The organism is Ekhidna sp. (genome assembly GCF_040223195.1).
Taxonomy (GTDB): Bacteria; Bacteroidota; Bacteroidia; order Cytophagales; family Cyclobacteriaceae; genus Ekhidna.
This window is the reverse complement of sequence record NZ_JAVKDX010000014.1, coordinates 1-23,595: the sequence shown is the minus strand read 5'-3', so window position 1 is coordinate 23,595 and position 23,595 is coordinate 1. Positions and strand designations below refer to the sequence as shown.

General features: G+C 42.0%; 27 protein-coding genes. 5 read left to right on the top strand and 22 right to left on the bottom strand.

The genetic code is table 11. From position 1 onward, the window contains the following. Positions 1-95: 95 nt before the first annotated feature. Positions 96-575, bottom strand: coding sequence for an Lrp/AsnC ligand binding domain-containing protein (locus RLN88_RS06660; RefSeq protein WP_350220608.1), 480 nt, complete (start codon positions 573-575; stop codon positions 96-98). A gap of 321 nt (positions 576-896) precedes the next feature. Between RLN88_RS06660 and RLN88_RS06655 the strand changes: the two genes are divergently transcribed. The 3 genes from RLN88_RS06655 (at position 897) to RLN88_RS06645 (ending at position 4,534) form a co-directional block, all read left to right on the top strand. Beyond that, a complete protein-coding gene (locus tag RLN88_RS06655; protein ID WP_350220607.1) occupies positions 897-2,585 on the top strand; it encodes an AMP-binding protein in 1,689 nt (562 codons plus the stop codon). Positions 2,586-2,588: 3 nt separating this feature from the next. Continuing rightward, the gene (locus RLN88_RS06650; RefSeq protein WP_350220606.1) at positions 2,589-3,533 is read left to right on the top strand and encodes a DUF3078 domain-containing protein; all 945 of its coding nucleotides are present in this window, start codon (positions 2,589-2,591) and stop codon (positions 3,531-3,533) included. A 77-nt stretch (positions 3,534-3,610) separates the two neighbouring features. Continuing rightward, entirely contained in the window at positions 3,611-4,534 is a 924-nt protein-coding gene (locus RLN88_RS06645) for a sterol desaturase family protein (protein WP_350220605.1), read from the top strand. Here the strand turns inward: RLN88_RS06645 and RLN88_RS06640 are convergent. From RLN88_RS06640 to RLN88_RS06630, 3 genes are read right to left on the bottom strand one after another with little or no spacing between them, the layout of a single operon-like run. Next, a complete protein-coding gene (locus RLN88_RS06640) occupies positions 4,515-5,417 on the bottom strand; it encodes a mechanosensitive ion channel family protein (RefSeq protein ID WP_350220604.1) in 903 nt (300 codons plus the stop codon). The two genes, RLN88_RS06645 and RLN88_RS06640, sit on opposite strands and share 20 nt — an antisense overlap. A gap of 55 nt (positions 5,418-5,472) precedes the next feature. Beyond that, complete coding sequence (locus RLN88_RS06635) at positions 5,473-7,569, bottom strand: ComEA family DNA-binding protein (protein WP_350220603.1); 2,097 nt, start codon at positions 7,567-7,569, stop codon at positions 5,473-5,475. Next, the gene (locus RLN88_RS06630) at positions 7,566-8,375 is read right to left on the bottom strand and encodes a PorV/PorQ family protein (RefSeq protein WP_350220602.1); all 810 of its coding nucleotides are present in this window, start codon (positions 8,373-8,375) and stop codon (positions 7,566-7,568) included. The genes RLN88_RS06635 and RLN88_RS06630 overlap by 4 nt, the downstream gene beginning before the upstream one ends. Before the next feature lie 55 nt (positions 8,376-8,430). Here RLN88_RS06630 and RLN88_RS06625 point away from each other — a divergent pair, with 55 nt between their 5' ends. Then, positions 8,431-9,048 (top strand): toxin-antitoxin system YwqK family antitoxin, encoded by a 618-nt coding sequence (locus RLN88_RS06625; RefSeq protein WP_350220601.1) that lies wholly within the window; start codon positions 8,431-8,433, stop codon positions 9,046-9,048. Here RLN88_RS06625 and RLN88_RS06620 read toward each other — a convergent pair. Further along, positions 9,045-10,454, bottom strand: coding sequence for a BamA/TamA family outer membrane protein (locus RLN88_RS06620; protein ID WP_350220600.1), 1,410 nt, complete (start codon positions 10,452-10,454; stop codon positions 9,045-9,047). The two genes, RLN88_RS06625 and RLN88_RS06620, sit on opposite strands and share 4 nt — an antisense overlap. A gap of 97 nt (positions 10,455-10,551) precedes the next feature. Here RLN88_RS06620 and yidD point away from each other — a divergent pair, with 97 nt between their 5' ends. Beyond that, positions 10,552-10,770 (top strand): membrane protein insertion efficiency factor YidD, encoded by a 219-nt coding sequence (yidD, locus tag RLN88_RS06615; RefSeq protein WP_350220599.1) that lies wholly within the window; start codon positions 10,552-10,554, stop codon positions 10,768-10,770. On the opposite strand, the gene RLN88_RS06610 is transcribed toward yidD, so the two are convergent. The 17 genes from RLN88_RS06610 to RLN88_RS06530 form a co-directional block, all read right to left on the bottom strand. After that, positions 10,771-12,240, bottom strand: coding sequence for an N-6 DNA methylase (locus RLN88_RS06610; protein WP_350220598.1), 1,470 nt, complete (start codon positions 12,238-12,240; stop codon positions 10,771-10,773). Between the two features lie 353 nt (positions 12,241-12,593). Further along, the gene (locus RLN88_RS06605; protein ID WP_350220597.1) at positions 12,594-12,893 is read right to left on the bottom strand and encodes an HNH endonuclease; all 300 of its coding nucleotides are present in this window, start codon (positions 12,891-12,893) and stop codon (positions 12,594-12,596) included. Between the two features lie 73 nt (positions 12,894-12,966). Next, the gene (locus RLN88_RS06600) at positions 12,967-13,191 is read right to left on the bottom strand and encodes a KpnI family restriction enzyme N-terminal domain-containing protein (protein ID WP_350220596.1); all 225 of its coding nucleotides are present in this window, start codon (positions 13,189-13,191) and stop codon (positions 12,967-12,969) included. After that, positions 13,139-14,137, bottom strand: a complete 999-nt coding sequence (locus tag RLN88_RS06595; protein WP_350220595.1) for a DNA cytosine methyltransferase — start codon at positions 14,135-14,137, stop codon at positions 13,139-13,141. The genes RLN88_RS06600 and RLN88_RS06595 overlap by 53 nt, the downstream gene beginning before the upstream one ends. A gap of 143 nt (positions 14,138-14,280) precedes the next feature. Further along, positions 14,281-14,556 (bottom strand): DUF2442 domain-containing protein, encoded by a 276-nt coding sequence (locus RLN88_RS06590; RefSeq protein WP_350220594.1) that lies wholly within the window; start codon positions 14,554-14,556, stop codon positions 14,281-14,283. Further along, positions 14,556-14,813 carry a DUF4160 domain-containing protein gene (locus RLN88_RS06585; protein WP_350220593.1) on the bottom strand — a complete coding sequence of 86 codons (258 nt, stop codon included), beginning with the start codon at positions 14,811-14,813 and terminating at the stop codon, positions 14,556-14,558. Before RLN88_RS06585 ends, RLN88_RS06590 begins: the two co-directional genes overlap by 1 nt. 79 nt (positions 14,814-14,892) lie before the next feature. Next, positions 14,893-15,507, bottom strand: coding sequence for an OB-fold protein (locus RLN88_RS06580; protein ID WP_350220592.1), 615 nt, complete (start codon positions 15,505-15,507; stop codon positions 14,893-14,895). Positions 15,508-15,932: 425 nt separating this feature from the next. Then, positions 15,933-16,394 (bottom strand): PIN domain-containing protein, encoded by a 462-nt coding sequence (locus tag RLN88_RS06575; RefSeq protein ID WP_350220591.1) that lies wholly within the window; start codon positions 16,392-16,394, stop codon positions 15,933-15,935. Positions 16,395-16,660: 266 nt separating this feature from the next. Next, complete coding sequence (locus RLN88_RS06570) at positions 16,661-17,317, bottom strand: hypothetical protein (protein ID WP_350220590.1); 657 nt, start codon at positions 17,315-17,317, stop codon at positions 16,661-16,663. Between the two features lie 357 nt (positions 17,318-17,674). Then, entirely contained in the window at positions 17,675-18,286 is a 612-nt protein-coding gene (locus tag RLN88_RS06565) for a toxin-antitoxin system YwqK family antitoxin (RefSeq protein WP_350220589.1), read from the bottom strand. A 243-nt stretch (positions 18,287-18,529) separates the two neighbouring features. Next, the gene (locus tag RLN88_RS06560; protein WP_350220588.1) at positions 18,530-19,030 is read right to left on the bottom strand and encodes a hypothetical protein; all 501 of its coding nucleotides are present in this window, start codon (positions 19,028-19,030) and stop codon (positions 18,530-18,532) included. Positions 19,031-19,286: 256 nt separating this feature from the next. Further along, the gene (locus tag RLN88_RS06555; protein ID WP_350220587.1) at positions 19,287-19,799 is read right to left on the bottom strand and encodes a hypothetical protein; all 513 of its coding nucleotides are present in this window, start codon (positions 19,797-19,799) and stop codon (positions 19,287-19,289) included. A 246-nt stretch (positions 19,800-20,045) separates the two neighbouring features. Then, entirely contained in the window at positions 20,046-20,369 is a 324-nt protein-coding gene (locus RLN88_RS06550; protein ID WP_350220586.1) for a hypothetical protein, read from the bottom strand. A 9-nt stretch (positions 20,370-20,378) separates the two neighbouring features. Further along, a complete protein-coding gene (locus RLN88_RS06545) occupies positions 20,379-20,840 on the bottom strand; it encodes a hypothetical protein (RefSeq protein ID WP_350220585.1) in 462 nt (153 codons plus the stop codon). 225 nt (positions 20,841-21,065) lie between these two features. Beyond that, a complete protein-coding gene (locus RLN88_RS06540; RefSeq protein WP_350220584.1) occupies positions 21,066-21,404 on the bottom strand; it encodes a hypothetical protein in 339 nt (112 codons plus the stop codon). A 344-nt stretch (positions 21,405-21,748) separates the two neighbouring features. Then, positions 21,749-22,468, bottom strand: coding sequence for an SH3 domain-containing protein (locus tag RLN88_RS06535; RefSeq protein ID WP_350220583.1), 720 nt, complete (start codon positions 22,466-22,468; stop codon positions 21,749-21,751). A 252-nt stretch (positions 22,469-22,720) separates the two neighbouring features. Next, positions 22,721-23,595 (bottom strand): hypothetical protein (locus RLN88_RS06530; protein ID WP_350220582.1); only part of this gene is annotated, 875 nt, incomplete at its 5' end.

Sequence of the window (23,595 nt, the reverse complement as noted above, 5' to 3'; positions counted from 1 at the left end):
CTTCGTTTCAGATGGCAAAGGTACACCTTATTTATAGTAATTCTAAATAAGAACAAGGAACTTATCAGAAGGTTCACACTTACTATAAGTTTCTTTTATGAGTCCATTATATTCTCAAATCCCAGGTGCTTATTTACACTCTCTTCGAGGGAAATAAAGGTCTCCGTACTTTCAATTCCATCCACCTTCTGGATTCTATCATGAAGGACATTGCGGAGGTGCTGGGTATCCCTGCAATAGATCTTGCAAAAGATGTTGTAATTGCCGGTGGTGTATCGAATGGTCACTACTTCCGGGATCTCTTTGAGTTGACTTACCACCTCATCGTAAAGTGAGCTTTTCTGAAGGTAAATCCCCAGAAAGCAGGTGATATCATAGCCGAGCTTGCTGTAATCAATTTTAAGTGTGGTGCCTTTTACTATGCCCATCTCCTCCAGTTTTTTCATGCGTACATGCACGGTACCCCCGGAGACAAATACTTTTTTGGCCACTTCGGTATATGGCGTTTTGGCATCCTCAGAAAGGATGTTTAAGATTTTCAGGTCCACATTATCAATCTCATAATTTTTACTCATATGAGAGGTTTTAATTTTGATATTTTTATTAGAATGTCATTTCATTTGAATGAAATGTATTTTTTTGTCTAAAATATTGAATTTTTTTCAAAGAAATAATCATTACTTTAAATTTAAGCCGTTAAATCGCTGATTTGCGGGAAGAAATTGAAAATGGATCAAGCATCGTTATTCGGTGGAAGTCCTCTTCTTACAACTTTGGGTTAATGTTGTTTATTTAAGGTCTTGGTAGGGGTGCCAAGGCCTTTTTTTATTCCCTAAAGTATTTATCAGTAATGCTCATCACTTATCTTTAAGCGCATCAACGATACTGACCCAGATATGAAGAAACAACCCTGGCACGCAAGCTACCCCGAAGGAGTCAAATTGGAAATAAACCCTGATAGTTACTCCTCACTCCCTGAGATGGTGGATGAGCAAATTGAGAAGTACCATGATCTCGTGGCGTTCGAGAACATGGGCAAAGAAATGACTTTTGCAGAGTTGGGTCAGGCCATCGATAATTTTGCTTCGTACCTGCAAAATCATACTAATCTCAAACAGGGTGATCGGGTGGCAGTTCAGATGCCCAACCTGCTCCAGTATCCGGTAGTATTGTATGGAATCCTGAAAGCTGGAATGGTGGTGGTAAATACCAATCCACTGTATACCCCAAGTGAGATGCTCCATCAGTTTAATGACTCTGGTGCCAAGGCAATCATTATTGTAGAAAATTTTGCCAGCAATCTGGAGGAGATTCTGAAAGAGACCCAGATCGAAACTGTAATTGTCACAAAGATTGGAGATATGATCGGAGGACTTAAGGGCAGCATTGTGAATTTTGTGGTGAAGTACATAAAGAAGATGGTGCCATCCTTCAACCTGAAGGGTGCCATTCCTTTGAAAAAGGCATTGGAGTTGGGCTCTGCCAAAGCACCGGATAAAGTAGCAATAGAGAGTTCCGAGCTCGCATTCCTTCAATATACCGGCGGTACCACAGGAGTCTCCAAGGGAGCGATGCTTACCCATAGAAACGTGATTGCCAACATGGAACAGGTCTGTGAGTGGATGCTGCACGGAGGTCTGGAGGAGCGAAAGGAAATCTTTATAACCGCACTCCCGATGTACCACATTTTTGCCTTGACCTGTAATGCCCTGATGACGGTGAGAATAGGAGCTAGAAACGTATTGGTTACGAACCCTAGGGATATGAAAGCATTCTTGAAGGATCTGGGACGACACCAGTGGACAATATTGACAGGGGTAAATACGCTATTCAATGGATTGCTTAATCAGCCTAAGTTCAAGGAGTTAGATTTCTTAAAAGTCAAATTCTCTTTTGCTGGCGGAATGGCCCTTCAGAAGTATGTAGCTGATAAATGGTTTCAAGTGACCGGAACACCAGTATCGGAAGGGTATGGTCTGACGGAAACTTCACCTGTACTTACGGCCAATCCACTCAGGAAGGATGCTGAAACCGGATTTATTGGGATGCCAATTCCAAGCACCGAGGTAGTGATCCTAGACGATGAAGGAAACGAAGTGAAAACCGGGGAGAGAGGTGAGCTATGTGCCAGAGGCCCGCAGGTATTCCAGGGATATTGGAATCGTCCTGAGGAAACGAAGAATTGTTTCCATAATGACTGGTTCAAAACCGGAGATATTGCCGTAATGAATGAACAAGGTTTCTTCAAAATAGTTGATCGTAAGAAGGAGATGATCTTAGTGTCTGGTTTCAATGTGTATCCGAACGAAATTGAGGATTGCATTGCCCTTCATGACAAAGTGTTGGAAGTAGGAGCTATCGGTGTTCCGGACAAAAAATCTACGGAAGCTGTAAAAGTCTACATTGTGAAAGCTGATGAAAGTCTGACAGAGGAAGAAGTGAGAAGTCATTGTGAGGAGCACCTCACCGGATACAAAAGACCCAAACACATCGAGTTTACCGATGAGCTACCTAAATCAAATGTGGGAAAAATCCTGCGTAGAATATTGAAAGAAAACGACCTAAAGACACATACATACGAATAGCAAATGAAATATAAAATTCTCATTCTAATCACCTTTTTTGCTACTGCCACTTTCGCTCAGGATAGTGCTGCTGACACTACCTATTGGAGAATTGGAGGAACTAGCTCCCTTACGTTTTCCCAAGTATCCCTAACCAACTGGGCGGCTGGGGGACAAAATTCAGTAGCCATCAATTCTAACTTCAACATCTTCGCTAATCGGGTGAAGGGAAGAGGCAAATGGGAAAACTCCATGGACCTTGCGTATGGTTTGATCAAACAAGGAGATGCCGGATTCAGCAAATCAGATGACCTTATCAACCTGGTGACCAAGTACAGTTACCTCATCAATAAAGACAATAGCAAATGGTTTTTCAGCGCATTGATGGATTTCCGTACCCAATTTTATGAAGGGGTGGATGAAGAAGGGAAATACATTTCCAACTTTATGGCTCCAGGATACCTCACCATTGGTCTTGGGGTGTCTTATGATCCAAGCGAAAAGCTCAGTTTTTCCTATCAGCCGATAACAGGCAAGTTCACCTTTGTGCGTGATCAGGATTTGGCCAATCAGGGAGCTTATGGAGTAGATGCGGCTGTGCTGGCCAATGATGGGGTGACAATTATTGAGGAAGGAAAGAAAGCGCGAGCTGAGATCGGTTCTTTCTTTCGGGCAAAATACAAAAATGACATCTTCGAAAGTAAGCTTGAGTTGTTTACCGGCTATACAGAAAACCAGGGGGAAATTGATGTAAACTGGCAGAATGCTCTTGTTGTCCAACTTACCAAGGTTCTTTCTGCAAATGTATTCACCCAGCTACTTTATGATAAAGACATACTGATAGGGCAGGATGAGAATGGAGATGGAGATACGGATGACGCAGGAGAGCTGACTGATCGGGTGCAATTTAAAAGTGTGCTTGGCATTGGACTCACCTATAAGTTTGGTCAACAAAAACCACAGGGATAATTAGTAGAATTCGTCGGGCCAGAGGATTTTAGTATCCTTGGCTCTCATAAAAATTGAAAACCAAAAACCAATAGATTATGCCAGAATTTAGTGCAGTAGAAGGTATGAAGTATATCTATCCGATTTTGATCGGATTTATGGTCGTGGAGTACCTTGTCGCCAGAGAGAATTACGAACTGAAAGATTCATTAGCCGGATTTGGAATTGCACTGGGTGCATCCATTGTGGCATCCTTCACCAAGGTATTTACCGTGGTGGTCATTTTTCAGTGGTTTTTTGATGTGCTAGCACCATTTCGGGAGCAGTATCTTGGATATACCACCATTGGGTTTGCCTGGTGGGCGTGGGTGCTGGCGGTATTGGCCGATGACTTCAATTTCTATTGGCACCACCGGCTGAGCCATACCGTGAGGGTGCTTTGGGCAGCTCATGTGCCCCATCATTCATCCAAGAATTTCAACTTTGCCGTGAGCATCAGAAACGGATGGTTTATCACGCTCTACAAACCGATTTTCTGGCTATGGATGGCATGTATTGGCTTTGAGCCGGTAATGATTGGTACAGCGCTGATCATTAATGCTACCTATCAGTATTTCCTGCACACCAAGCTGCTAGGATCACTGGGTTTCTTCGGGAAGATTTTTAATAATCCATACGTGCATGCGGTACACCACTCCAGCAATGTGGAGTATCTGGATAAAAACCACGGGGGGATTTTCCTGATTTGGGATCACGTGTTTGGAACGTGGCAAAATATCATTCCGGGTGTAGATCCGAAATACGGGATACTTAAAGACCCTGGAACCTATAACCCAATCAAACTAAACACCCACGAATTTGAGGCGATTTTCAAGGATGTGCGAAAGGCTAATAATCTGAAGGAAGCACTGATGTACATTTTTGGCCCTCCGGGATGGAGCCCTGACAATAGCACCCTTACAGTGAAGCAAATCCAGGCTGGGGAAACGCCCAAAGAGGCTGCTACTTCTGCAGCGGCGTAGGTTCCACATTTGATTTGATATATACATCGCGTTGAGGGAATGGAATTTCTATTCCCTTTTCTTTGAACTTATTGAAAATCTCGAAGTACAATTCTGTTTTTAGCCTTCTTGGTTTATCGGTGTGTGTGGAGGTCCATACAGCCAGCGTGAAATTTAGTGAGCTGTCTGCAAACTCGTCAAAGAAGACGAAAGGCTCAGGGTGCTTGAGTACATGCTCGTTTTCCTGTGCCACTTTCATAAGCACCTCTTTTACGGCTACAGGATCCTCTTTGTAGCTCACGCCCACTGGAATATCGAAGCGGATGTTTCGGTCATTGTGGCTCCAATTGATCACACGTGAAGAGATGAATTCCGAGTTTGGTACAATGATCGAAACATTTTCATTGGTTAAGATAGTAGTGGCGCGCACGGAGATATTGATGACATCCCCCTCGGTATCTCCAACCACAATCCGGTCTCCCACCTTGATCGGTTTTTCGAAGAGAATGATGATCCCGGAAATGAAATTGTCCGTGATATTTTGGAGTCCAAACCCGATACCCACACCCAGCGCTCCGGCCAACAGGCTCAATGAGCTCATATCTATACCTGCACTCTGGATGATGAAAATGGAGCCAACAAACATGATCATCACCCGGGTGATCAGTCCGATGGAGTTTCTGGCACCTCGCTCCATATTGGCCTTCACAAGTATTTTATTGACCAGCAGATTTCTGAAATGCTTGGCAACAAAAGTGAGGATGATGAAGCTGATAATAAAGTACAGGATTGTGCCCAGCGTTATTTTGCTGTTCCCCAGTTCAAAAAGGTTGGTGGTGAATAATTCACCCACTTTGGTTAAGAATTCGATAATGCTATTCCAGACTTCCTTTAAGGCCTCCATTATTATTAGTTAGAAAAGTAAACCTACGCCAGAATGGTATTGAAATCAAGCCAATTCAAAATTTGACCCGAAGCATCACTTTGATCTCTGTGGAGGTTTTTCCCTGTGATTCTTCCAGCCCTGATCCCACTACTTCCCTGTCTCTAAATGTAAACCGTGCGTACCTAAGCCAAATTGAAACATCCCTGATCAGATCGTATCGCACCATCGCATAGGAGCGGACTCCTGTTCCATTGTAGGCGGGAATTGAGAAGGCGTACAACACATCACTTTCATAGACATATTGGGCATTGTCAAAATCATCGGTATCAAAAAGAGCCATCCGGGTGTTAAACTTCAGTTTCCAGACATCAAAGTTGACATCCTGAATGATAGCAAATCCTTTGGTGGAAACATCCGCTTCGTCCTGCGTGCTGCTTTGGACTTTCGTTTTGAGTTGCAGCCAGGGTCTCAACTCATAATTGACATTGAAGATGTAGTTTCGTTTGACCTGATCGGCCAGCACATTGAGGTTTTCATTCGGCACGGTCACCTGTCGTGTTTGCTGCCTCACTTGAGCATAGAGTGTAACTTGCCTTGTAGGGAAATACGAGTAGCGGGCGAGCCACTCATTACCAACAGATGGTGCCTCCGCCTGATATTTAAGCCATGGGAACTTGAAGCGATCGTAATAGACATTCAATTTATGCTGGCGATTGGGCTTAATGGCTACCCCCCAATAGGTACCCTGCTCATTGATGTTTCGGGAGTTTTCAGAAAAGGCATTGCCATAAAACGAATGAAAGTCCCGGTCATAGTTTCGGAAGACCATCGCCATATCCACCGTCTTGGATAAGCTGGCTACCAATCCACCCACGGCTCCTATACCGCCACTTTTGGATCGGGCGGCCTCACCGAAGAAGGTGAAATTCTGCCAGGTGTAATTGGCATAGGCAGAAGTGACGTAGTTGTGATCTCCTTTGAATTCAAACTGGTTGTAGTTGTTGGGCCTGCGCTGAAGCGGACGACTATATTGACTATTGAGCCCTGAAATCCCAATAGAAAATCTACGGTGCGGTTGATAATGTAGCACTCCGCCGATCGATTGCTCAGTGATTTGATCCCTGGATTCCAACTCATTGGGGGTGCGGTGAAAGCCCGTATTTTGAATGGAGTTTACAAATTCTTCAAAGTCAGAGAAAGTCGTGTCGGTCTGAATGGAGCCATCTTGCTTAATGTCTGAGTAGAAAATAGTGAGCTCAAAATCCCCCTGCTTTTTTGCCAGCCCTGCACCTCGGAAAAACCCGGCTTCCAGCACTGAAGTATATGGTCTCAGCCCCAGGCTGTTTCGTTTGGCCGTATTGACTGTTTCCGCTCCTTTACCGGCATTAAACCCAGCTCCAAAAACGATCCCCTGACCGACCTGCAGTTGGAAATCTCCAAGCATGATCTTCTCAAACCCAAATTTGTTTTCCAACAGTAGGTGATAGGAATAAAAGTCAAATCCTTTCTGCCCATCATCAAAGCTAAACTGCTCTCCATTATCTTTTTCGAACGTGAAACCAAGGCTGAAATCATCCCGGTGACTGGTGCGAAACCTCCCATAAATTTTATTGGGAGACCCGGCATATCGTGTGGGGGCTGTGGTGGTCGTATCCACTACATTGCCATTCTCATCTTCAACGAATGTAGTATCCAATGGGAGAGCAGCCGTGTATCCTTCCTGCTCTTCCAGCCTTCTGGAGTAGCGAATCAGAAAGTAGTTATTTTCTTCTTCAAGTATTCGCTTTACCAATGGACGATTATCTGTGGTCGACTCTTCTACGGTAACAAATGGCAGCAATAGCCGGATGGTCTCCAGATCCATTTCCGGGATAGCTTGCAGTTCATTGATGGAAAGAAAATTCCCAAACCGATCACGGTAATTGAAAAAATTTGATAGCTGGGCTGGATTAAGAATATATAAAGAGGCAAGCTCTTCGGGCTCCACGTTGTTGAGGTTGAGTTTGTTGGTGTAGTAGAGCAGGAGCGACTCGTAAATATCCTCATACGCCACATCCTCATCCTGCACCTGAAAGAGGCGTTCTGCGAAAGTCTCCAGGTCTATTTCTTCATTTTGTGAAAAGACCGATAGGCCCGAAAATATGAGCACTATGGTGAGCCATTTTTTCATTTTTTAAATGAATATGCCACCGATATTTCGTGGATGTTCTCAAGTTTGGAATCGTTGGAAAAGGCATAATCAAACTTGAGGTTTTTTGGGTGGAAGCCTACACCAAAAGCTCCTAAAAATGGCTCGGTGCTGATACCTGTCCTAAGGAAGACATGCTCGACAATCTGATATTCAATTCCTGCCTTGAATACTTCATTAAAGTCCAGGTCTTTTTCTACTTCCAGGTTGAGCATGAGTTCCTCGGAAGGACGATAGGAGAGACCGCCCTTCATCACGGTTGGTATTTTATCTCCTGTTTCTGAGCCAACCTCTGCCTGGTTAAGATTGAAAACGTGCGCCCCAAAACGTAGCTGAGGCGTAATTTCAGCTATACCTCCAAACTGGATTGCCAGTGCCTGACTGGTGCTAACAGTTGATACATGATATTGAAGCAGATCTACTCCAATAGCGAGACTCACCATTTGAATTTTGTTTCCTACTGCCAGGTGTACACGCTGCTCACTGTACAGGTCATCGCCAAATTTGTAAAAACCAACTCCGGCGTTTCCAATATCGGTATGATATAGTGCCCCGGCACCAATTACCTGAAACTGGCTTATTCCGTATCTGTTTTGATAGGTGGCAAAAGCTGCATGATTTTCTACCCTGCCCATTCCCCCGATGTTGTTGAATAAACTGTATTCATCACCGAGTGTAAGGGACGCCCCGGCCATGCCGGCACTACGTGCCCCCAGATTAAAAGAACCAACCTGAGCTTTGGCACAAATAGTGATGAGGGTGAGGGCAATACACGCAAGGCGCTTCATGTCTGCAAAGTATGCATTTGATACCTTTAATTCAATAATTGTAAATTAACTCGTGATGAAGTTGTTGATTTTCGCATTGATTTTTCTTCAGGGAGTCCTAGGTTTCTCCCAGATCGTTGATACAATTTACTATGATAATGGTGCTGTGAAAGCGATTGGACTGGTGGCTGATGGGAGAAGGGAAGGAACATGGAAGGTACTCTACCCAAATGGAAACCTTAATGCGGTAATGAATTATGAGGGTGGAAAATTAGATGGAGAGATGAAGCAATATTCATTTGAAGGAAAACTCATCTCCACGGAGGTTTATTATAATGATCTACTGACTGACTCGGCCAAATACTTCTATCCATCCGGCCAGCTGGAGAAGTATGGGAAATATGGGGATGGGCTTTATGAAGGAGAGTGGAGGTTTTACTATGAAAATGGGAGCATTAAGCGAATAGGGATTTACCGTCAGGGCAGCCCTAATGGATTTTGGAAATTCTACTTTGAGAATGGAAAGCTGAATCAGGAGGGTGAACTCAGGGATGGCCTTGAGCATGGCCCTTGGAAATATTTAAATGAAGAGGGTGAGCCACTCTATGAAGGTGCATGGAAAAGTGGGGAGAAGATTGGTCAGTGGTATTTCTTCAAAAAAGGGAAGAAGAAGGAATGGAAAAACTTTGATTAAAGCAGGGACAGAATGTTGATGAAGAAGTGGGTTTGATCTTCCCCATTTCTCGAAAACTCAAATCTGAAAGTGATGTCATTGACCAATACCAAATCTAAGCCTGCTCCAAGGCTGTGCAAATATTTATCTGTGAGCCGTGCGCTCCCATCATAGTCGGGGAAGCCCACTGCATAGCCCTGATCGAAGAAGACTTTTCCGTAGATAGTGATCGGGAAAGTTTGAAACTGCCTTACGGGCATCACCTTGCTGATATTGTACTTTCTGCCAAATAGCTGATGCTTAAATTCATTTCGCTGGAGTGCATAGGAGCTCGCCTCGATGATGTTCAAATCATACCCCCGCAGCACTTCCTTCAAGAAGCCGATGGAGGCATAGGTAAAATAGCTTCGCTCCTCTGCCGGAAAAGTGCTCACCCCTATGATGTTGCTAGCCAGGAAAAAATTGTCTTTGAAGGCCCAATATTTGGTAAGGTCAACCCGCGCCCGCCAGTAGTCCACCCCATCAGCATAAAGTCCCAGCCCTACCTTCGTAAGTCCCACCGTATGAAAGGAACCATCCGTAGGATAATTGACATTGTTTCGTTTGTCCCACACAAATGAATGCCCAAGGGTCACATATTGGAGTTGTGTCTGTCCATCACCCAGGTAGTTGGGGTTGATGGCCGCTATCGTATCCCGCACATCCACACGGGTATGCCCGATGGTGGTGACATGATAGGAGTAAAATGAACTTCGGAAGGAATGTGCTACCGTGTTTCTATACGCCTTGCGCAGTATTTCCTCCTGGGAGGAAGCAAAGCGCCGGACATTATCGATGGTGACCACCGGCACATTCTTCGATTCGAAATAGCTGGAGCTGACCAGCAGGCCGTGGTTTTGTTTTTTGTCAATATAAGGCACCTGATAGTAGAGGTTGAGCACCGTTTCAAACCCGGATTGCATCCAAAGCCTCAGCACCTCATTCCTTCCCCGGAAATTAAATTGAGTGATCTTCAGTCCGTAATTGACCCGGCTCAGATCCCTGTCCCGATTGACCCACCAGTCATTGAAGTTGCGGTCTATGAGACGAAAAATGGGTAGGGGATAGAGGTACCACCGTTCATCTACGGTAATTTTTATATCGGCTTGCCCCTCTTGCCGGTTCACGATTTCCAGCCTTACACTATTGAAAAGGTTGGTACTGTATATTCGGTTACGATCCCAGACAAACATGCTGTCCAACTGGTATCGCTGGTAGGTGCCACCCGCCTCGAAGCTGAGCTCCCGGGTGATGATCCGCTCTTTCGTTTTGAAGTTGCCCTCAATGATGATGTTGCTGACGGTGAGCAGTTCGCTGGAGTCTTGCTCTTGCGACCAGGCGCTCGTCAGCGATGCGGCCAATACATAAAACAGCAGGATTCTTTTCACTCACTTTAATCTCAGATTACCAGCCACGCTGACAGGTAACGCACAAACAGAATGATTTTTTGGTGAGTGTGCAAGTTTTGATGGGTACTTTTGTGAGGTGAGCCGCATCTTGAAGAAAATCCTCATTTTCCCGGTATTGATCTACCAGTACTCGATTTCACCGCTGTTCCCCAGCAGTTGTAGATACACGCCCACTTGCTCTCAATACACCAAAGAAGCCATCCAGAAATATGGGTTGAAAGGGGTATGGATGGGGATCAAGCGAATAAGTAGGTGCCACCCGTGGGGCGGGAGCGGCTATGACCCGGTGGAGTGATCAGGTTACTTGTGTATTTAACGCCCAACTAGCGGGCTGTGGCCATAAAAGTAATAGAAAGCGGAAATTCTCGCTGGGTATGCCTTGTAGCAATGTTTGATAATCTACAAATTCAAGTTCGAGATGTGCAGAGTATTGCTTTAAAAAGTGTTCATCTTCAAACAAGCCGTCTTTGGTTTTATCAAAGTTGAACCATGCATTGACACGATTGAGGAAATGATCAGCGGGTGCAGGATTTTCCTTTCTCCGTCTTAAAAAAAGTGTCACGGTATTTGTTCCAGTTTTACCAAAAGTCACACTTCCAAACTCAGCAATGGCAATAATATCAAAGTATTTGAGTAGAATTTCCCGAGTTGCTACGTATATGTTTGTGGATTTAGATGTGCTTTTTGACTTTCCTTTAGTGAGGATTGATACAGGAACAATGATAGCTGCAACTCCACCAGGTTTTAATAGTTGTTTAGCTCTTTCAATAAAGAAAGTTTCAATACTGTTGTTATTCGGATAACTCTTTTCTCCAATTGTTTCAATCAATTGAAACTTTTTCCTTTCATTTTCAGATAGTGTTTCAAGAAATCCTTTAACACAATAGGGTGGATTGGCAACCAGAGCGGAGAAAGTGTCATCCTTGATGTTTTTATCATCCATTAGTTTGCCAGAAGAAAGGGCATCAGAATAAATAATGTTGATATTGTCCTGGCCATACATGAATGCAGATACCTTGGCTACTTTTGATAATCGATACTCCTTTTCAATGCCAAAAACATTTTCGTAGAAATCACTGATTTTTGCTTCTCTCTTCTTCTCAATTATCGGTTTTATTTCTTTGGCATATTCATTCAGAAAATGACCTGCTCCACATGCAAAATCTATTACTTTCGGAATCTCATCTCCTTTGGTTATTAATGATTCAAGCGGAAGTGACTTTAGGATGAATTTCACGATAGGCATTGGAGTGAAAAACTGCCCTTCAGATTGTTTTACTCCCTGATCCAAGAAGCCTTCAAACATGTCACCCAAAAATTGATTTTCTTCACTTGCAGACTCGCTATCTGTCTTCAATCGGATGTCCTGAAGCATCTGAACAATCTTTAGCAAGATTGCTGTGTTTTGAAAGAAGAGTTTTTCGTTGTGTACGTCAATAAAGCCGAAATCATTATTGTTGAAAAACTTCAGTTCTTTGAAATATTTCTTAATAGTATCTTTTGTAGCGTCCTGATCGTTTTTGAAGAAATCGAATGCTTTATCAATTTGATCAGCGCTGATATAGACAACATCTTCAATCAAGAGTTGCCTATATTCCGTCTGTTGGTAGGTTGGCCCAATTCGGGGATTCCCTTTAAGCTGTTCAATACGTTCGTCTAGCTTATCGAGAAAGTTATCAGCAACATCCTCGTTCCACTGTTCCTCAATGAAGTTGGTTGTTTTATCTAAGGATTTGAGTCCAAGAGGTGTCCAAACTGCTCTCATTTACGACCCAGAAGTTCACGAGAATTTATGTGTTCTATACAGTCCTCAAGTTTGGCGAAACTAGACTCACGTAAGAGTTCCAGAATGGTGTGTTCAGGGTTGTTGCGAAAATCTTCAATGCGTTCGAGCAAATCTTCATTCTGGATAGCAGTTATCTAAGTTATCAGTTCTAGTTTTCGTTGTTCAATCGTCATGCTGTAAAGATAAGAAATTTGCTATTGGCAGTCAATGGATGTGAACGCCTAACTAGCGAGAGTATGCGTCCCAGTTGCTAGAAGCTCTGCGGTTTCGAGTTTGCAGTGTACTTTCAAATAGCTCAATTCGCATATTCATTTTAGTGTTTGTTAGCAAATTTACTGTTCACGGTTTTTAAGTGTTTCTGCGGTTTGATTTGGAAATTTCCCAATCAACCATTTCAATACATCAAGTTGGTCAGAACTGGGAGCCCTCCTTACTTGAGCAATTAGTTTTATAGTGTCAGGTCGATTTAATGTTAGGTTCGAAGCACCTTCATTACAAACTGAACAAATGGCTCGAAGATTTCCGGCCTCATCAGTTCCGCCCATGGATTTATCAATGATGTGACCAATGTGCAATCTTGTTATTCGTCCGTTATCAAAAGGATGAGGTTCACCTGCTGCCGCACCACACATTTGACAGGTAAATCCATTTCTGTCTAGTACATAAGCTCTTGTTTCTTTGGAAATTCCTCTTTCGAAAGCAGGTTTAGGTTTTGCTGTAGTTAAGATGTAACTCTCCTGGCTTCAAGTCACTGCGATCATTGTGAGTCAGGATATCGAGTCCTTCTTCGTTCCTTAACTCTCTGACTCTTCTAGCCCATTCACTAATTCCAGCAACTTCTCTTAAGGTGTTAGAATCCAGCTTCTTTCCAATGTTTTCAAGGAAAAACTCTCTCAGCTTTGCTCTTGCTCCTTTGCTCGCTTTGGCCATTAATTATTGCGTCTTTGATTTTATTTCCAATAGATTCTGCGACTGGTGGTGGAAATGCGTTTCCAACCTGTCGATATGCTGGAGTTTTTTTTCCTGTTATCTGCCATTCGGGAGGAAATCCCTGAATTTTAGCAGCCATTCCCACTGTTAATCGAGGCATACCTTCATAACCGTTAACTGGTGGGGAGTTGGCTAGGCCTTTGCCATCAACAAAAAGTTCTGCCCATTGCTTTTTTGCTCTTGTCGGCCCCAAATCAGCACCACCATGCTTTTTTGATCCACCAACCAAAGTTGGTGCAATATCATTTGCAAGCTCCTTCCATCTGTCAGCAAATAACCAACCTTCCGATGACATATCTTCATACAAGACTTGACCAACTGTTTTTGGTTTAATCTTTTTGTGTGGCCAATGAAAATGTTTAAAATACTCTGGCTTCATGGCAATTAGAATCGTTCTTGGTCTAAGTTGAGGTACACCAAAATCTGAAGAATTTACGAGTCTCCAATCCGTCTCATAGCCATGTTCGTTTAGCCATAATTCTATACTTTCTCTGTATCCATCAAATTTTTTATTGAAAAGGCCTCTGACGTTTTCTAGCATAACAGCTTTAGGTTCGATTTCAGTAACCAACCTTAAAGCTTCTGGGAATAAATCTCTTTCATCATGTTCACCTAGTTTCATACCTGCATCCGAAAAAGGTGGACAAGGAACTCCGCCAGCCAACAAATCAATATTTAAGGATTTGAAGGGTGTTCCATCAAAAAAATGAATATCAATATTTTGAACGTTCCAATTTGGTCTGTTGAATTTTAATGTGTTGCACGCAGGTTTATCTATTTCAACTAGTGCCAAGTGTTCAAATCCAGCTTTTTCTAGACCTAAAGCCTGTCCCCCTGCACCAGCACATATTTCAATTGAAGTCAATGTCAAAATTGTTTTATTCAAAGATACTAATTTCGATTACGGAGTTCAAGTGGACGGTATTTTTGCTAACGTCCAACTAAGCTCCGTAGGCTCGGCTGTTCAAATATCTATTAAAGTTTCGTTTTGCACTTTCCTCAGCAAATAGCTCTGTAAGCCTATGGAGCTTAGTGTCTGTTATGGGCTTTTTCGTTCTGCCTCAGAGTTAATTCGTGAAGAAATTCTGGTGCAAAATCTGCTCCACAATCCCAACCGATTGTCCATCGATCTTTGGTGAAATTCTTGAAATAGTTTACATCCTTCAATGGTTCGAAAACCTCTCCCCAAATTTCATCTTGCAAATCGACAACTCCGGATAGTCCGTCTGAAAAAGTTAACTGTATTTTGTAGTCGTTCAGGTATTTGGTTTGTTCAACCTTTATAAGTAATATGTCAGTGTTCATCAGTCTAAAGGTTTGATTTTATTAAGTGGTTTTCTTTCTTCTATTCGTTTCCAGTTTTCTAAAAGTTCGTCCCTATGTTGATCCAACCAGTCATATACTAAATTCAGTGCACGTCTTGATATATTACCTATTACTTCTCCCGTTTCAATATTCATAACGGCCTCATAGTCTTGATATTCTATATGAAAATGAGGCGGGTTATGTTCATTAAAGTACATCTTGATAATAATCCCATAAAACCTGGAAATTTCTGGCATATCTTCTATTCAAATTCAACGTTCTTTTAAGTTATCAAATTTACAAAACAAAACATTGAATTCTGAATTAAAAGGCTGCTTACAGGTCTTCCTTATTAGTCACCAGCTTGCAGTTTTTCATCAGGACATTCATCATCAGTCCATCACACTCACCAATAACAGTGATTTTCTGTCCTTTTCTCAATTGGGCAACTTTGTCCTGATCTTCGATATAACACTGTACGCTCCTTATCAGGTCGCCAGATTTCAGGGTAACATATATGTCGTCAAGTATGTCCTTTCCAATACTTTCAATGTAGCCCTCAACATAGAATTTTTTCCCTTTAAAGTTGTTGTCTGCAGCTACTTCGTTGCTTGTATATGATGAAACCAGATCACCTGCTGAAATCGTTGCGTTTTTCCTTTCTTCAATCATGTTTGCTCGTTCCACCGCTGCTATACTATCACGTTGAGCCTGAGTTAACTCGATGTTCAAGGGTTGCTCGGCACTTGAAATCTCTGAACTACCACTATTTTTATCATCACCAAGGTTTGCAAGCACAGTTAAAGCAATTATGATGGTTGCGGTGATTTTCCACCATTTAGCTATGGTGTTGGACTTCCATAATGCGTAAAGCCCAACAGGGAAGAATAAAATTAGCAGTATGTTGGTCAAGACTTTGTTGTCATACCATTTGGTTTTGTTTTGTTCCATTTCAATTTAGATTTAGATTTAGTTAGCGGGTCGTTCAAAGTTAGGCAATTGCCCATAACGTCTAACTAGCGAGAGTATGCCCACCAGTTGTAAAGAGCACTAAACTAGCGAAACTGCCCAACCCCTGCAACGGTATCTACGAAGAGCTGCGTTGTGAAAGTCTTAATCCGGAAAGACGAAAAGGAGGGAGGGGAAATGAAAGTAGCAGAATGGGCGGTGAAGCGGTCGAGTTGCACTGAAAATGGCAGAAAGCACACAGGCATATTCGCGCTAGTGCCTGTTACCTGTTCGCCTTTTTACGTTTTGCCTTCAATTTTTTGAGTTGTTCAGCTAAATAGGCACGTTCCTCACTTAATGACATGTTCATGATGTCATGGCTAACCTGATCACGAATTTCTCTCATTCGTTCTACCATCGTTTGTGTTCTAGTTGCTGTCTTCATCTCTAAAAATTTCCTTCGGTGTTCGAATCTCAGTCATCTGATATCCTTCCCTAAAGTTAATGGAATTATATCCTCTTATACGTTCAAGGTTAACTATATGCTTAAAGTTCCAACTGGCAAGTACGTCAGCCTTGTAAATTGTTGCAAGAGCTATATGTTGGCAGTCAGCCATACTTGTTCGTCCAACTACGTTCTCTGAAATATACATCTCAGCAAGTTGCCTGGCTTCTTCAGTTAGTTCGACTCTTTCATTGTTCTTCAATGACTCATAGAGTTCAACAATACGATCGGGAGCATTATAAATTTCAAGTTCGAGGATATCAGATACCAAGACTGTGATATTCTGAGTCTTTAAGACTTCAAAGAATTTCTTAGTTGGGCCGTCAAATTCTGTGTCGAAATAGCCTCCAAATACTGACGTGTCGATATAAACCCGTTTGATCATGCTCAAAGTTCGCTAATTGCACATGACTTGGCAAGTGGCACGGTGACAGGTAACGCCAAGCTAGCAGGAGTGCGCCCCGAACTTAGCAAGTTCCGTTAAAACTAATGAATCTGCCGGTGCTCACAAAGTATCCAGAATGCACTGCGTTCATAAAGATGAAAACTCCTGCGAGTCGAACCCGGTAGAAAGCACGGTGGTTTCTCAGCGGCAGATTCATGGTGATTTTGACACTAAACTCAGTAGAAAACCACTTAGGCGTATTCGTGCTAGCGAATGTTACCCGCTGGAATCTTTCCTGTTAGTTCGTCAAAAAAATCTGTGGTATACTTTGAGCTCAGGTCTATCTCGTTGTTTATTCCGAGGTAGTTCTCTTGTCCGTTCACCAAACTATATGCATAGTTGTTTCCAGTTGATGTTTGTCCAACGATGTTGTTCAAAGTTTTCTTATCCGCTATGCCAAAGAATGAGGTTTTGGAGTTCTTGGCGAATCCGAAGTTCTTTGACCTCTTAAAATCGTTATCTAAGCATTGGATTAGCAGGTTGAAGTCATACAAGTTCAGTTCTGAGGTTCGAACAACAGTTAGTCCACCAATCTTAAAAATCTGAGGGTCTTTCAGACTCTTATCTATGTTAGCCAAGTTATTTTCCAGTGAACTGACTATTCTCTTAGAATCCTGAAGAGATGAAATGAAATATTTTGTGTGCAGTTCGAAATCAATTTGCAATTTCTCTTTTACAGGATATTCAATATCAGGTTGTTCATCTTCATTCGGTTCACTGGTATCGAATTCGTAGAAAAACTTGAAGAATTTAAGTTCGAAAATTCCCCATTTGAACTGGTTATCAAGGAACCAAAAAGGAAGCCAGATTGGAATAGTTACGAAGGCGATGGTCGATAAGAAACGCTCAACACTAATTTTCATGAATCCGGCTGGGGCGTCAATCAGAATTTGTTTTGGATACTTTATTAGCGTGATAATCGCAGCAATTATCAAAAGGATAATGATGGTTGATATGATAATTGAGAAAGTCTGCATTCGAAGTGCTCCTTGCGGGTAACGTCTAACTAGCGAGAGTATGCCCACCAGTTGTAAAGAGCACTAATCTAGCGAAACCGCCCAACCTCCGCAACGGTATCCACGAAGAACTGCGTTATGCAAGTCTCAATCCAGAAAGAAGAAAGAAGCGAGGGGAAATAAGAGTAGCAGAATGGGCGGTGAAGCGGTCGTATTGCACTGAAACTGGCAGAAAGCACTTAGGCATATTCGCGCTAGTGCCTGTTATCTGTTGTATTTCTTTAGCGTGTCAACTGTTCCTTCGTTCATGTCAAACAGTAGTTCCAGTTCCAAGTTACCAAGTGAGTCATAAACTAAGTTGCGGCCGTTGAAGCCGTTTTCACCGAGTATTCGAGTTTGCCCGTTCGGCCAGTTAATCTTGAAGTATGTTGAGGTATCCCGTTCATAAACCGTATAACCAATGAAATATCCGTCCTCCGAGAATGATTTCATGGTATCAGTTTTCAAGTTGTTGAGGTAGTAGCCTTTAGCATCAATAGTTCCGTTTCTTCTAAACGATGTGAAAGCTCCGTTTTTCTCTTCATTCTTTATTTGTGTTCGCTCGTATCTGTAAGTTCCCTCAGCGGCTGAGTCGGCAAGTTCCCAACCTCCGTAAGCGTAAGAGTCAAGTCGAAAGAGTTCACCCGATTTGTAGTGTTCGATCTTTGCTGTATCACCTTCTGGGTGGAAATAGATCCATTTACCTTCTTTCACACCGTTAACAAGTGTTCCCTGAGATTCAATTGCTCCGGAGTTGAAGCGTTCAGTTACAAGTTCCTTCTTGTCGCCGCAAGAAGTTAGAAAGATGATGGAAAAAAATGCGATGAAATGCCTCATTATAACAGATAACGATCAGATATGGCGAGTGGCCACATCAGTCTGTAAAAAGCAGTAAAATAGTGAAACTGCCCAACACCTACAACGGCAACTACGAAGCACTGCGATCTGAAAGTCAAAGTCCAGAAAGAAGACAGTAGCTAGAAGCGCAAAAGCTGGCAGAATGGGCAGATTCACGGGCGAGTTGCACCGAACTATCAGGTAGGCAGTTTGGCCATTCGCTATATCGCTTGTTACAGACTTTTATTTTACCATTCCTAAAAGTTCAGCCGCCCATTCTGAACTCTCTTCCGATTCTTTCAGGAATTCGGTTGATTCGGCATCCACATACTTGCCAGCTGGTGTTATCCACCGGATCATTTTGTTGTTCCAAAAATAGTATCTGGATTCTTCAACAGTTGTTTTGTCCTGATCATAACCTGATTCTGTAGGTGGCATGTTATATCTGAAGTCCTTTCGGAATATAAAATAGATTCGGCCGTTCAGGTAGTAGAATTCAGATTCAGACTTACCCATGTGTCCATAATACTTGGCTACAATTAGTCGAACCTCTTTTGAATTCTTGTAAGCCGTTAGTTCTCCACCTTCTGATGAATTCTCAAAATCATCTTGGGTTAATTTCTGATAGGTTGACTTGTTGTCCTGTGTCTCTTTATACAGCCTCCGAATCTCTGCAATTCCTTCATCTTGACCGAAACCTGCCAAACTCAGTATTACGAAGAAGGTTAGGAAAATATACTTCATGATGATCTATTGTCTGTAACGCACAGCTATGGGTTGTATGCCCCGAGCTTTGCAAGTTCAGATAAAACTAGCGAAACTGCCCAACCCCCACAACAGTATCTACAAAGAACTGCAATTTGAAAGTCCCATGCCAGAAGCACTTCAGATCAAAAAGTGATGAAATCAGCAGAATGGGCGGTGAAGTGGTCGAGTTGCACTGTCCCCGGCAGAAAGCAGTCTGGCATATAACCTATAGCACATGTTGTATGGCGTTTTTTTAAGTATTGATGAAGAAATTTGAATAAGTTCCTTTATCTAGATTGATCAAAATGTTCCAATGACAATCACCGCCATCATCGATAATGACCAGTTCGTTGCGCCAATCAATATGCTGGAATTCAGTCTCACCAGCATCAATATCCGGTGGTACTTTAGGTAGGTTGCAATGTGCGTTAACCCAAATCATGCGTTCATTTTGTTCGTTAATGAAACAGACATATTGCCTCATGAAGTTTGGTAGAGTTTCAGAGGTAAAGACAAAATTTTGCGTTTCTAAGTTGTTAAGAGCTATGAGGATAATGCGTTCCGCTAAATATAGTTGGGCCGTATCCGCTCTCCAGAATGATTTTAGACTGTCAGTAAAGTAATGTTCTTCGTTGTTCGCAGGTTCAAGGAATGTAAATGTTCGTTCTCTGAAATATTCTAAATGTGCCTTTTCACTCTTCTGTTGACAGGATCCAAAAAAAGTAATTAAAAGAAGGACTAAAGCGAAAATGTGAATTAATTTCATGGTGCAGTCAATGCCATACAACGTCTAACTAGCGAGAGTATGCCCACTAGTTGTAAAGAGCACTAAACTAGCGAAACTGCCCAACCCCTACAACGGTATCCACGAAGAACTGCGTTCCACAAGACTAAATCCAGAAAGAAGAAAGGAGCGAGGGGAAATAAAAGTAGCAGAATGGGCGGTGAAGCGGTCGGATTGCACAGAAACTAGCAGAAAGCACACAGGCATATTCTCGCTAGTGCCTGTTACCTATCGTTTCTTTAGTTCTGGGTTAACCAGTTCTAATATTTTTCCAGTTCCAATGATGGTCGCTCCTTCAGTAAATTCGAACTTTGTTCCTACAGTTAGTCTGTTTCTGAAGTGTTCAACTGCTACGATTTTAATTTTTGCTCTAACTGTTTCACCTGGTTCAACGTTGTTTCGCCCAACATAAATCTGTTCGCCAGAAGTTAGCATGTTATCAAATGGGAACTTTATGGTTGGCCGGTATCCGGAAGATGCTTGCGTTGATCGACCTCCTTGTTCAGGTGTCCTAAAATAAAGTTCAGCTATAAAGTCTATATCAGTACTCACGAATTTTGGTTAATTGTTTTGCTCTCTTTTGGAGAGTTTCTTCCACTTACGCTTATTCATTTCAATAAGAACAACACCATGCTTTCCACGAATACCATAGATAGCCTCTGATTGTTCATTTGACTTGAGTAGAGAGATTTTCTGAATATCGGTCAATATGATTTCATTTAGAATTTTCTGACGTTCAATTGGATATCCGTTGATTACTATCAAAGGTGTATCAGAGGGAGTGATACTTGCTTTATCTCGAATAAACAGTTTTGTATCTGTTGAGCTATGAGAAATCTGTACACCAGAATTGTTTGTTGTGTCTTCCTCTGTTGGTGTGAAATTCAAATGAGAGTAGGCTTGATTTTCAATGTACTCGTTAAGGGTTGTCTGATCTGCAAGCTCTTCCCAGTCGGTTACAACTTCCTGAGATACAGCGTTAAGCCAATAGAGAGTTATGAGAATAGTTAGCAGTGCTCGCATAATGATAGGTAACGCCTAGCTAGCGGGCGGATGTCCCGAGCTTGGCAATTTCTGATAAAACTAGCGATCCTGAACCACACGCACAACGCTTTCAATAAAACACTGCGATAACCCAAACATCCGCCAGAACTGCCCACAGTTCTTCAACGAACGGAAAGTCACAGAAGGGAAGGGGAGCGGTGATTTACTGCCATATTTGCTAGTAGCAGTTTGACATCTGCATCGCTAGCGCTTGTTAGTACCTGTAAGAATTCGTTCCGATACTTTCATGCTAATCAGAAAACCTATTCCAGTACAAATGAATTGTAAGCCGAAGAGGCTAACGATTGAGTTCTCAACAAAGAACCCAGTTACGTTACCAAGTCCAATGATGATTGCCCCAATACCGATAAATTGAATTAAGTTAAAAGGTTCCTTGAAATTAAGAGGATTGTTGTTCCAGTTAGGTTTCGTTACCGTTCCTCCAAAGAATTTTATCAATGCGTAAAGAATTAGAGTTCCAAAGATTATCCAACCAATGAGCGCTCCGACAGTAAATTGGAGAATAAAGGGAAGTGTATTCATGTTAACATAGTTAATAGGCATTATGAAGACAAAAGTTGCCATTCCTACTATGAAAATGCTTTTTATTATTCCAGTTAGGTTCATTTGATTTCAAGGTGAGATGGGTACTAACGTTCAGCTAAAGTGCGTATGTCCCGAACTTTGCTGATGAAAAACTAAGCTAGTAAAGCTGCGCCACTCGCACAACTGTTTCTTATGGAAAGCTGCGTTGAGAAGTGGATCGCCAGAAGCATAAAAGACGATCAAAGAGCTGAACTTTCAGAAGGCGCAGCTTTACGGTTTGTTCCCAAAGAAATAGGCTAGAAGCACTCAGACATATGCACTTTGAGCGTCTGTTATGTACCTTAATTTGAGATTGAGCAGTTTTCCCACCTTACCCTGCACTTCTCAACTTGTTTTCGTTGAAAAGCTTCAAGTTCATATACAGGCTTAATTCTAGATTTGTGCATAAAACCCGTTGTTTCATTGTTAATAAGGACCTCTATCCAGCTCGCTTTTGGACTTGGATAATAAATGAAAACTTGATTTTCATCTACACGAGTTACAATACCTGATTTTGAACTTGGTTCTTTTCTGACATTTGTATAACCATCAGGGTCGTTAATAACAGCGTACCTCTCGGTTTTATATACGTTAGAGGCATCTTTAATAATATGATTGAAAAGGGATAATCCATTCAAAGAAATTCCGATTGTGATAGGTTCATCCTCATACTTATTAAGCGAATAAATTAGAAAGTCATCTCCAAAAATCAATTCAATCTGAACCGATGATGGAGAACCATAATCTAGAATTTTGCTGTTCTGTATTTTCTCTATGATAGGGTTAATTTGTGAGCCAGTTACATTAGTAATCAATGCATTGTATTGCTTAATGAAGCCAGGGTGTTCATCCTCTTCAACAGCATGCCCTTCGAATGAGTATTCTTTGTATGCTTCAGGAGTTCTTAACCTACCTGCCAATAGATCTTTATGAAAGTTAATAAGTGCCCCTTTGTAATCTCTTGATTGAGAAAAGCCAGTTAAAGAGCAAATTAGTAGAGTGATGACTAAAAAATGTTTCATGGAGATATGGTACATAACGTACAGCTATCGGGCGTATGTCCCGCAGCTAGTGAATGGTACTAAAGTAGTGAAATCTGCCGAAGCTCACAACGGTTCCAAATGGCACTGCGTTCTGAAAGTAAAAAATCCTGCGAGCAGAAGTATGTAGAAAGCACTGCCATTTCTCAGCGGCAGATATCACGGTCGATTTGCAGCAAAATCAGCCAGAATGCACTAAGGCATATGCCTGATCAGCGTCTGTTAGGTCTCGTTTTAGTTCTTCAGAAAGTGTTCGTTAATGTTGTCCGTAAACAATGGAAGGAATTCAGGCGCTTCAAATTGTGAGAGGTTTATCATTCCGATAAATTCATTTGAGATGAATATCTGGTTTTCAGTCACAAATCGTACTCGCAATTTCGTCCTGAGTTCACCGTCATATTTGTAAATTTTTGAGATTAAGTAATGTTTGGGCGGAAGTTTCTCAGACCAGAAACTGTTTCCACATACAGCGCGATAATCGATGTATTCAATTGGCTTCCATTCTCCCTGTTCGTTCTTCGCTTCTTGAATCATAAAAACCCACCCTTCCTGGGTGTCAATATTCCATATAGAATCTGAAATGTTCTCAATTAATACTGGATAGCCTTCTACCATGTTAGTTGACGGACTGTAATACTTATCCAAAAAGTCTAGTTCTGATTCATAAATCTCCCTGACAGATTCACCGCCATGAAGGTTGACTATTGCGTTATCCGTGTAATCTGGTATTGAGATAATTTGACTTGTATCAACACGTATTAGAAGACCTGTTCCAAATGAATATGGCTTAATTGCCTCTGCAACAGGTGGTGGCGGGGGTGGTTGTTCGTTTGGAGGAATTTCATCATCAAAAACCAAGTCAATAGTTATTGAGGTTGTATCAAAGACCTCATCTGCGTCATAAATTATTGGAGCATGACTATGAGTGACACTGTCATTTTGATAGTTGATGTTGTCAAAAGTCTCCGGTCGGAATGTTTCAAAGTTGTCTGAAATGCCAATAATTTCAAATCCACCTTGGATCATGTGAATTGTTGAGAGGTTGCCATTAGGTTCAAGTGGATCAAGAATTACTGGAAACTTCTGCCCAAAAGCGGAAAAACTCAGAA

What these genes read in the sequence shown, in the direction of transcription:
- RLN88_RS06660 (WP_350220608.1), bottom strand. Translation starts at nt 575, where the DNA reads ATGAGTAAAAATTATGAGATTGATAATGTGGACCTGAAAATCTTAAAC.
- RLN88_RS06655 (WP_350220607.1), top strand. Translation starts at nt 897, where the DNA reads ATGAAGAAACAACCCTGGCACGCAAGCTACCCCGAAGGAGTCAAATTG.
- RLN88_RS06650 (WP_350220606.1), top strand. Translation starts at nt 2,589, where the DNA reads ATGAAATATAAAATTCTCATTCTAATCACCTTTTTTGCTACTGCCACT.
- RLN88_RS06645 (WP_350220605.1), top strand. Translation starts at nt 3,611, where the DNA reads ATGCCAGAATTTAGTGCAGTAGAAGGTATGAAGTATATCTATCCGATT.
- RLN88_RS06640 (WP_350220604.1), bottom strand. Translation starts at nt 5,417, where the DNA reads ATGGAGGCCTTAAAGGAAGTCTGGAATAGCATTATCGAATTCTTAACC.
- RLN88_RS06635 (WP_350220603.1), bottom strand. Translation starts at nt 7,569, where the DNA reads ATGAAAAAATGGCTCACCATAGTGCTCATATTTTCGGGCCTATCGGTC.
- RLN88_RS06630 (WP_350220602.1), bottom strand. Translation starts at nt 8,375, where the DNA reads ATGAAGCGCCTTGCGTGTATTGCCCTCACCCTCATCACTATTTGTGCC.
- RLN88_RS06625 (WP_350220601.1), top strand. Translation starts at nt 8,431, where the DNA reads ATGAAGTTGTTGATTTTCGCATTGATTTTTCTTCAGGGAGTCCTAGGT.
- RLN88_RS06610 (WP_350220598.1), bottom strand. Translation starts at nt 12,240, where the DNA reads ATGAGAGCAGTTTGGACACCTCTTGGACTCAAATCCTTAGATAAAACA.
- RLN88_RS06605 (WP_350220597.1), bottom strand. Translation starts at nt 12,893, where the DNA reads ATGTGTGGTGCGGCAGCAGGTGAACCTCATCCTTTTGATAACGGACGA.
- RLN88_RS06600 (WP_350220596.1), bottom strand. Translation starts at nt 13,191, where the DNA reads ATGGCCAAAGCGAGCAAAGGAGCAAGAGCAAAGCTGAGAGAGTTTTTC.
- RLN88_RS06590 (WP_350220594.1), bottom strand. Translation starts at nt 14,556, where the DNA reads ATGAACACTGACATATTACTTATAAAGGTTGAACAAACCAAATACCTG.
- RLN88_RS06585 (WP_350220593.1), bottom strand. Translation starts at nt 14,813, where the DNA reads ATGCCAGAAATTTCCAGGTTTTATGGGATTATTATCAAGATGTACTTT.
- RLN88_RS06580 (WP_350220592.1), bottom strand. Translation starts at nt 15,507, where the DNA reads ATGGAACAAAACAAAACCAAATGGTATGACAACAAAGTCTTGACCAAC.
- RLN88_RS06575 (WP_350220591.1), bottom strand. Translation starts at nt 16,394, where the DNA reads ATGATCAAACGGGTTTATATCGACACGTCAGTATTTGGAGGCTATTTC.
- RLN88_RS06570 (WP_350220590.1), bottom strand. Translation starts at nt 17,317, where the DNA reads ATGAAAATTAGTGTTGAGCGTTTCTTATCGACCATCGCCTTCGTAACT.
- RLN88_RS06565 (WP_350220589.1), bottom strand. Translation starts at nt 18,286, where the DNA reads ATGAGGCATTTCATCGCATTTTTTTCCATCATCTTTCTAACTTCTTGC.
- RLN88_RS06560 (WP_350220588.1), bottom strand. Translation starts at nt 19,030, where the DNA reads ATGAAGTATATTTTCCTAACCTTCTTCGTAATACTGAGTTTGGCAGGT.
- RLN88_RS06555 (WP_350220587.1), bottom strand. Translation starts at nt 19,799, where the DNA reads ATGAAATTAATTCACATTTTCGCTTTAGTCCTTCTTTTAATTACTTTT.
- RLN88_RS06545 (WP_350220585.1), bottom strand. Translation starts at nt 20,840, where the DNA reads ATGCGAGCACTGCTAACTATTCTCATAACTCTCTATTGGCTTAACGCT.
- RLN88_RS06540 (WP_350220584.1), bottom strand. Translation starts at nt 21,404, where the DNA reads ATGAATACACTTCCCTTTATTCTCCAATTTACTGTCGGAGCGCTCATT.
- RLN88_RS06535 (WP_350220583.1), bottom strand. Translation starts at nt 22,468, where the DNA reads ATGAAACATTTTTTAGTCATCACTCTACTAATTTGCTCTTTAACTGGC.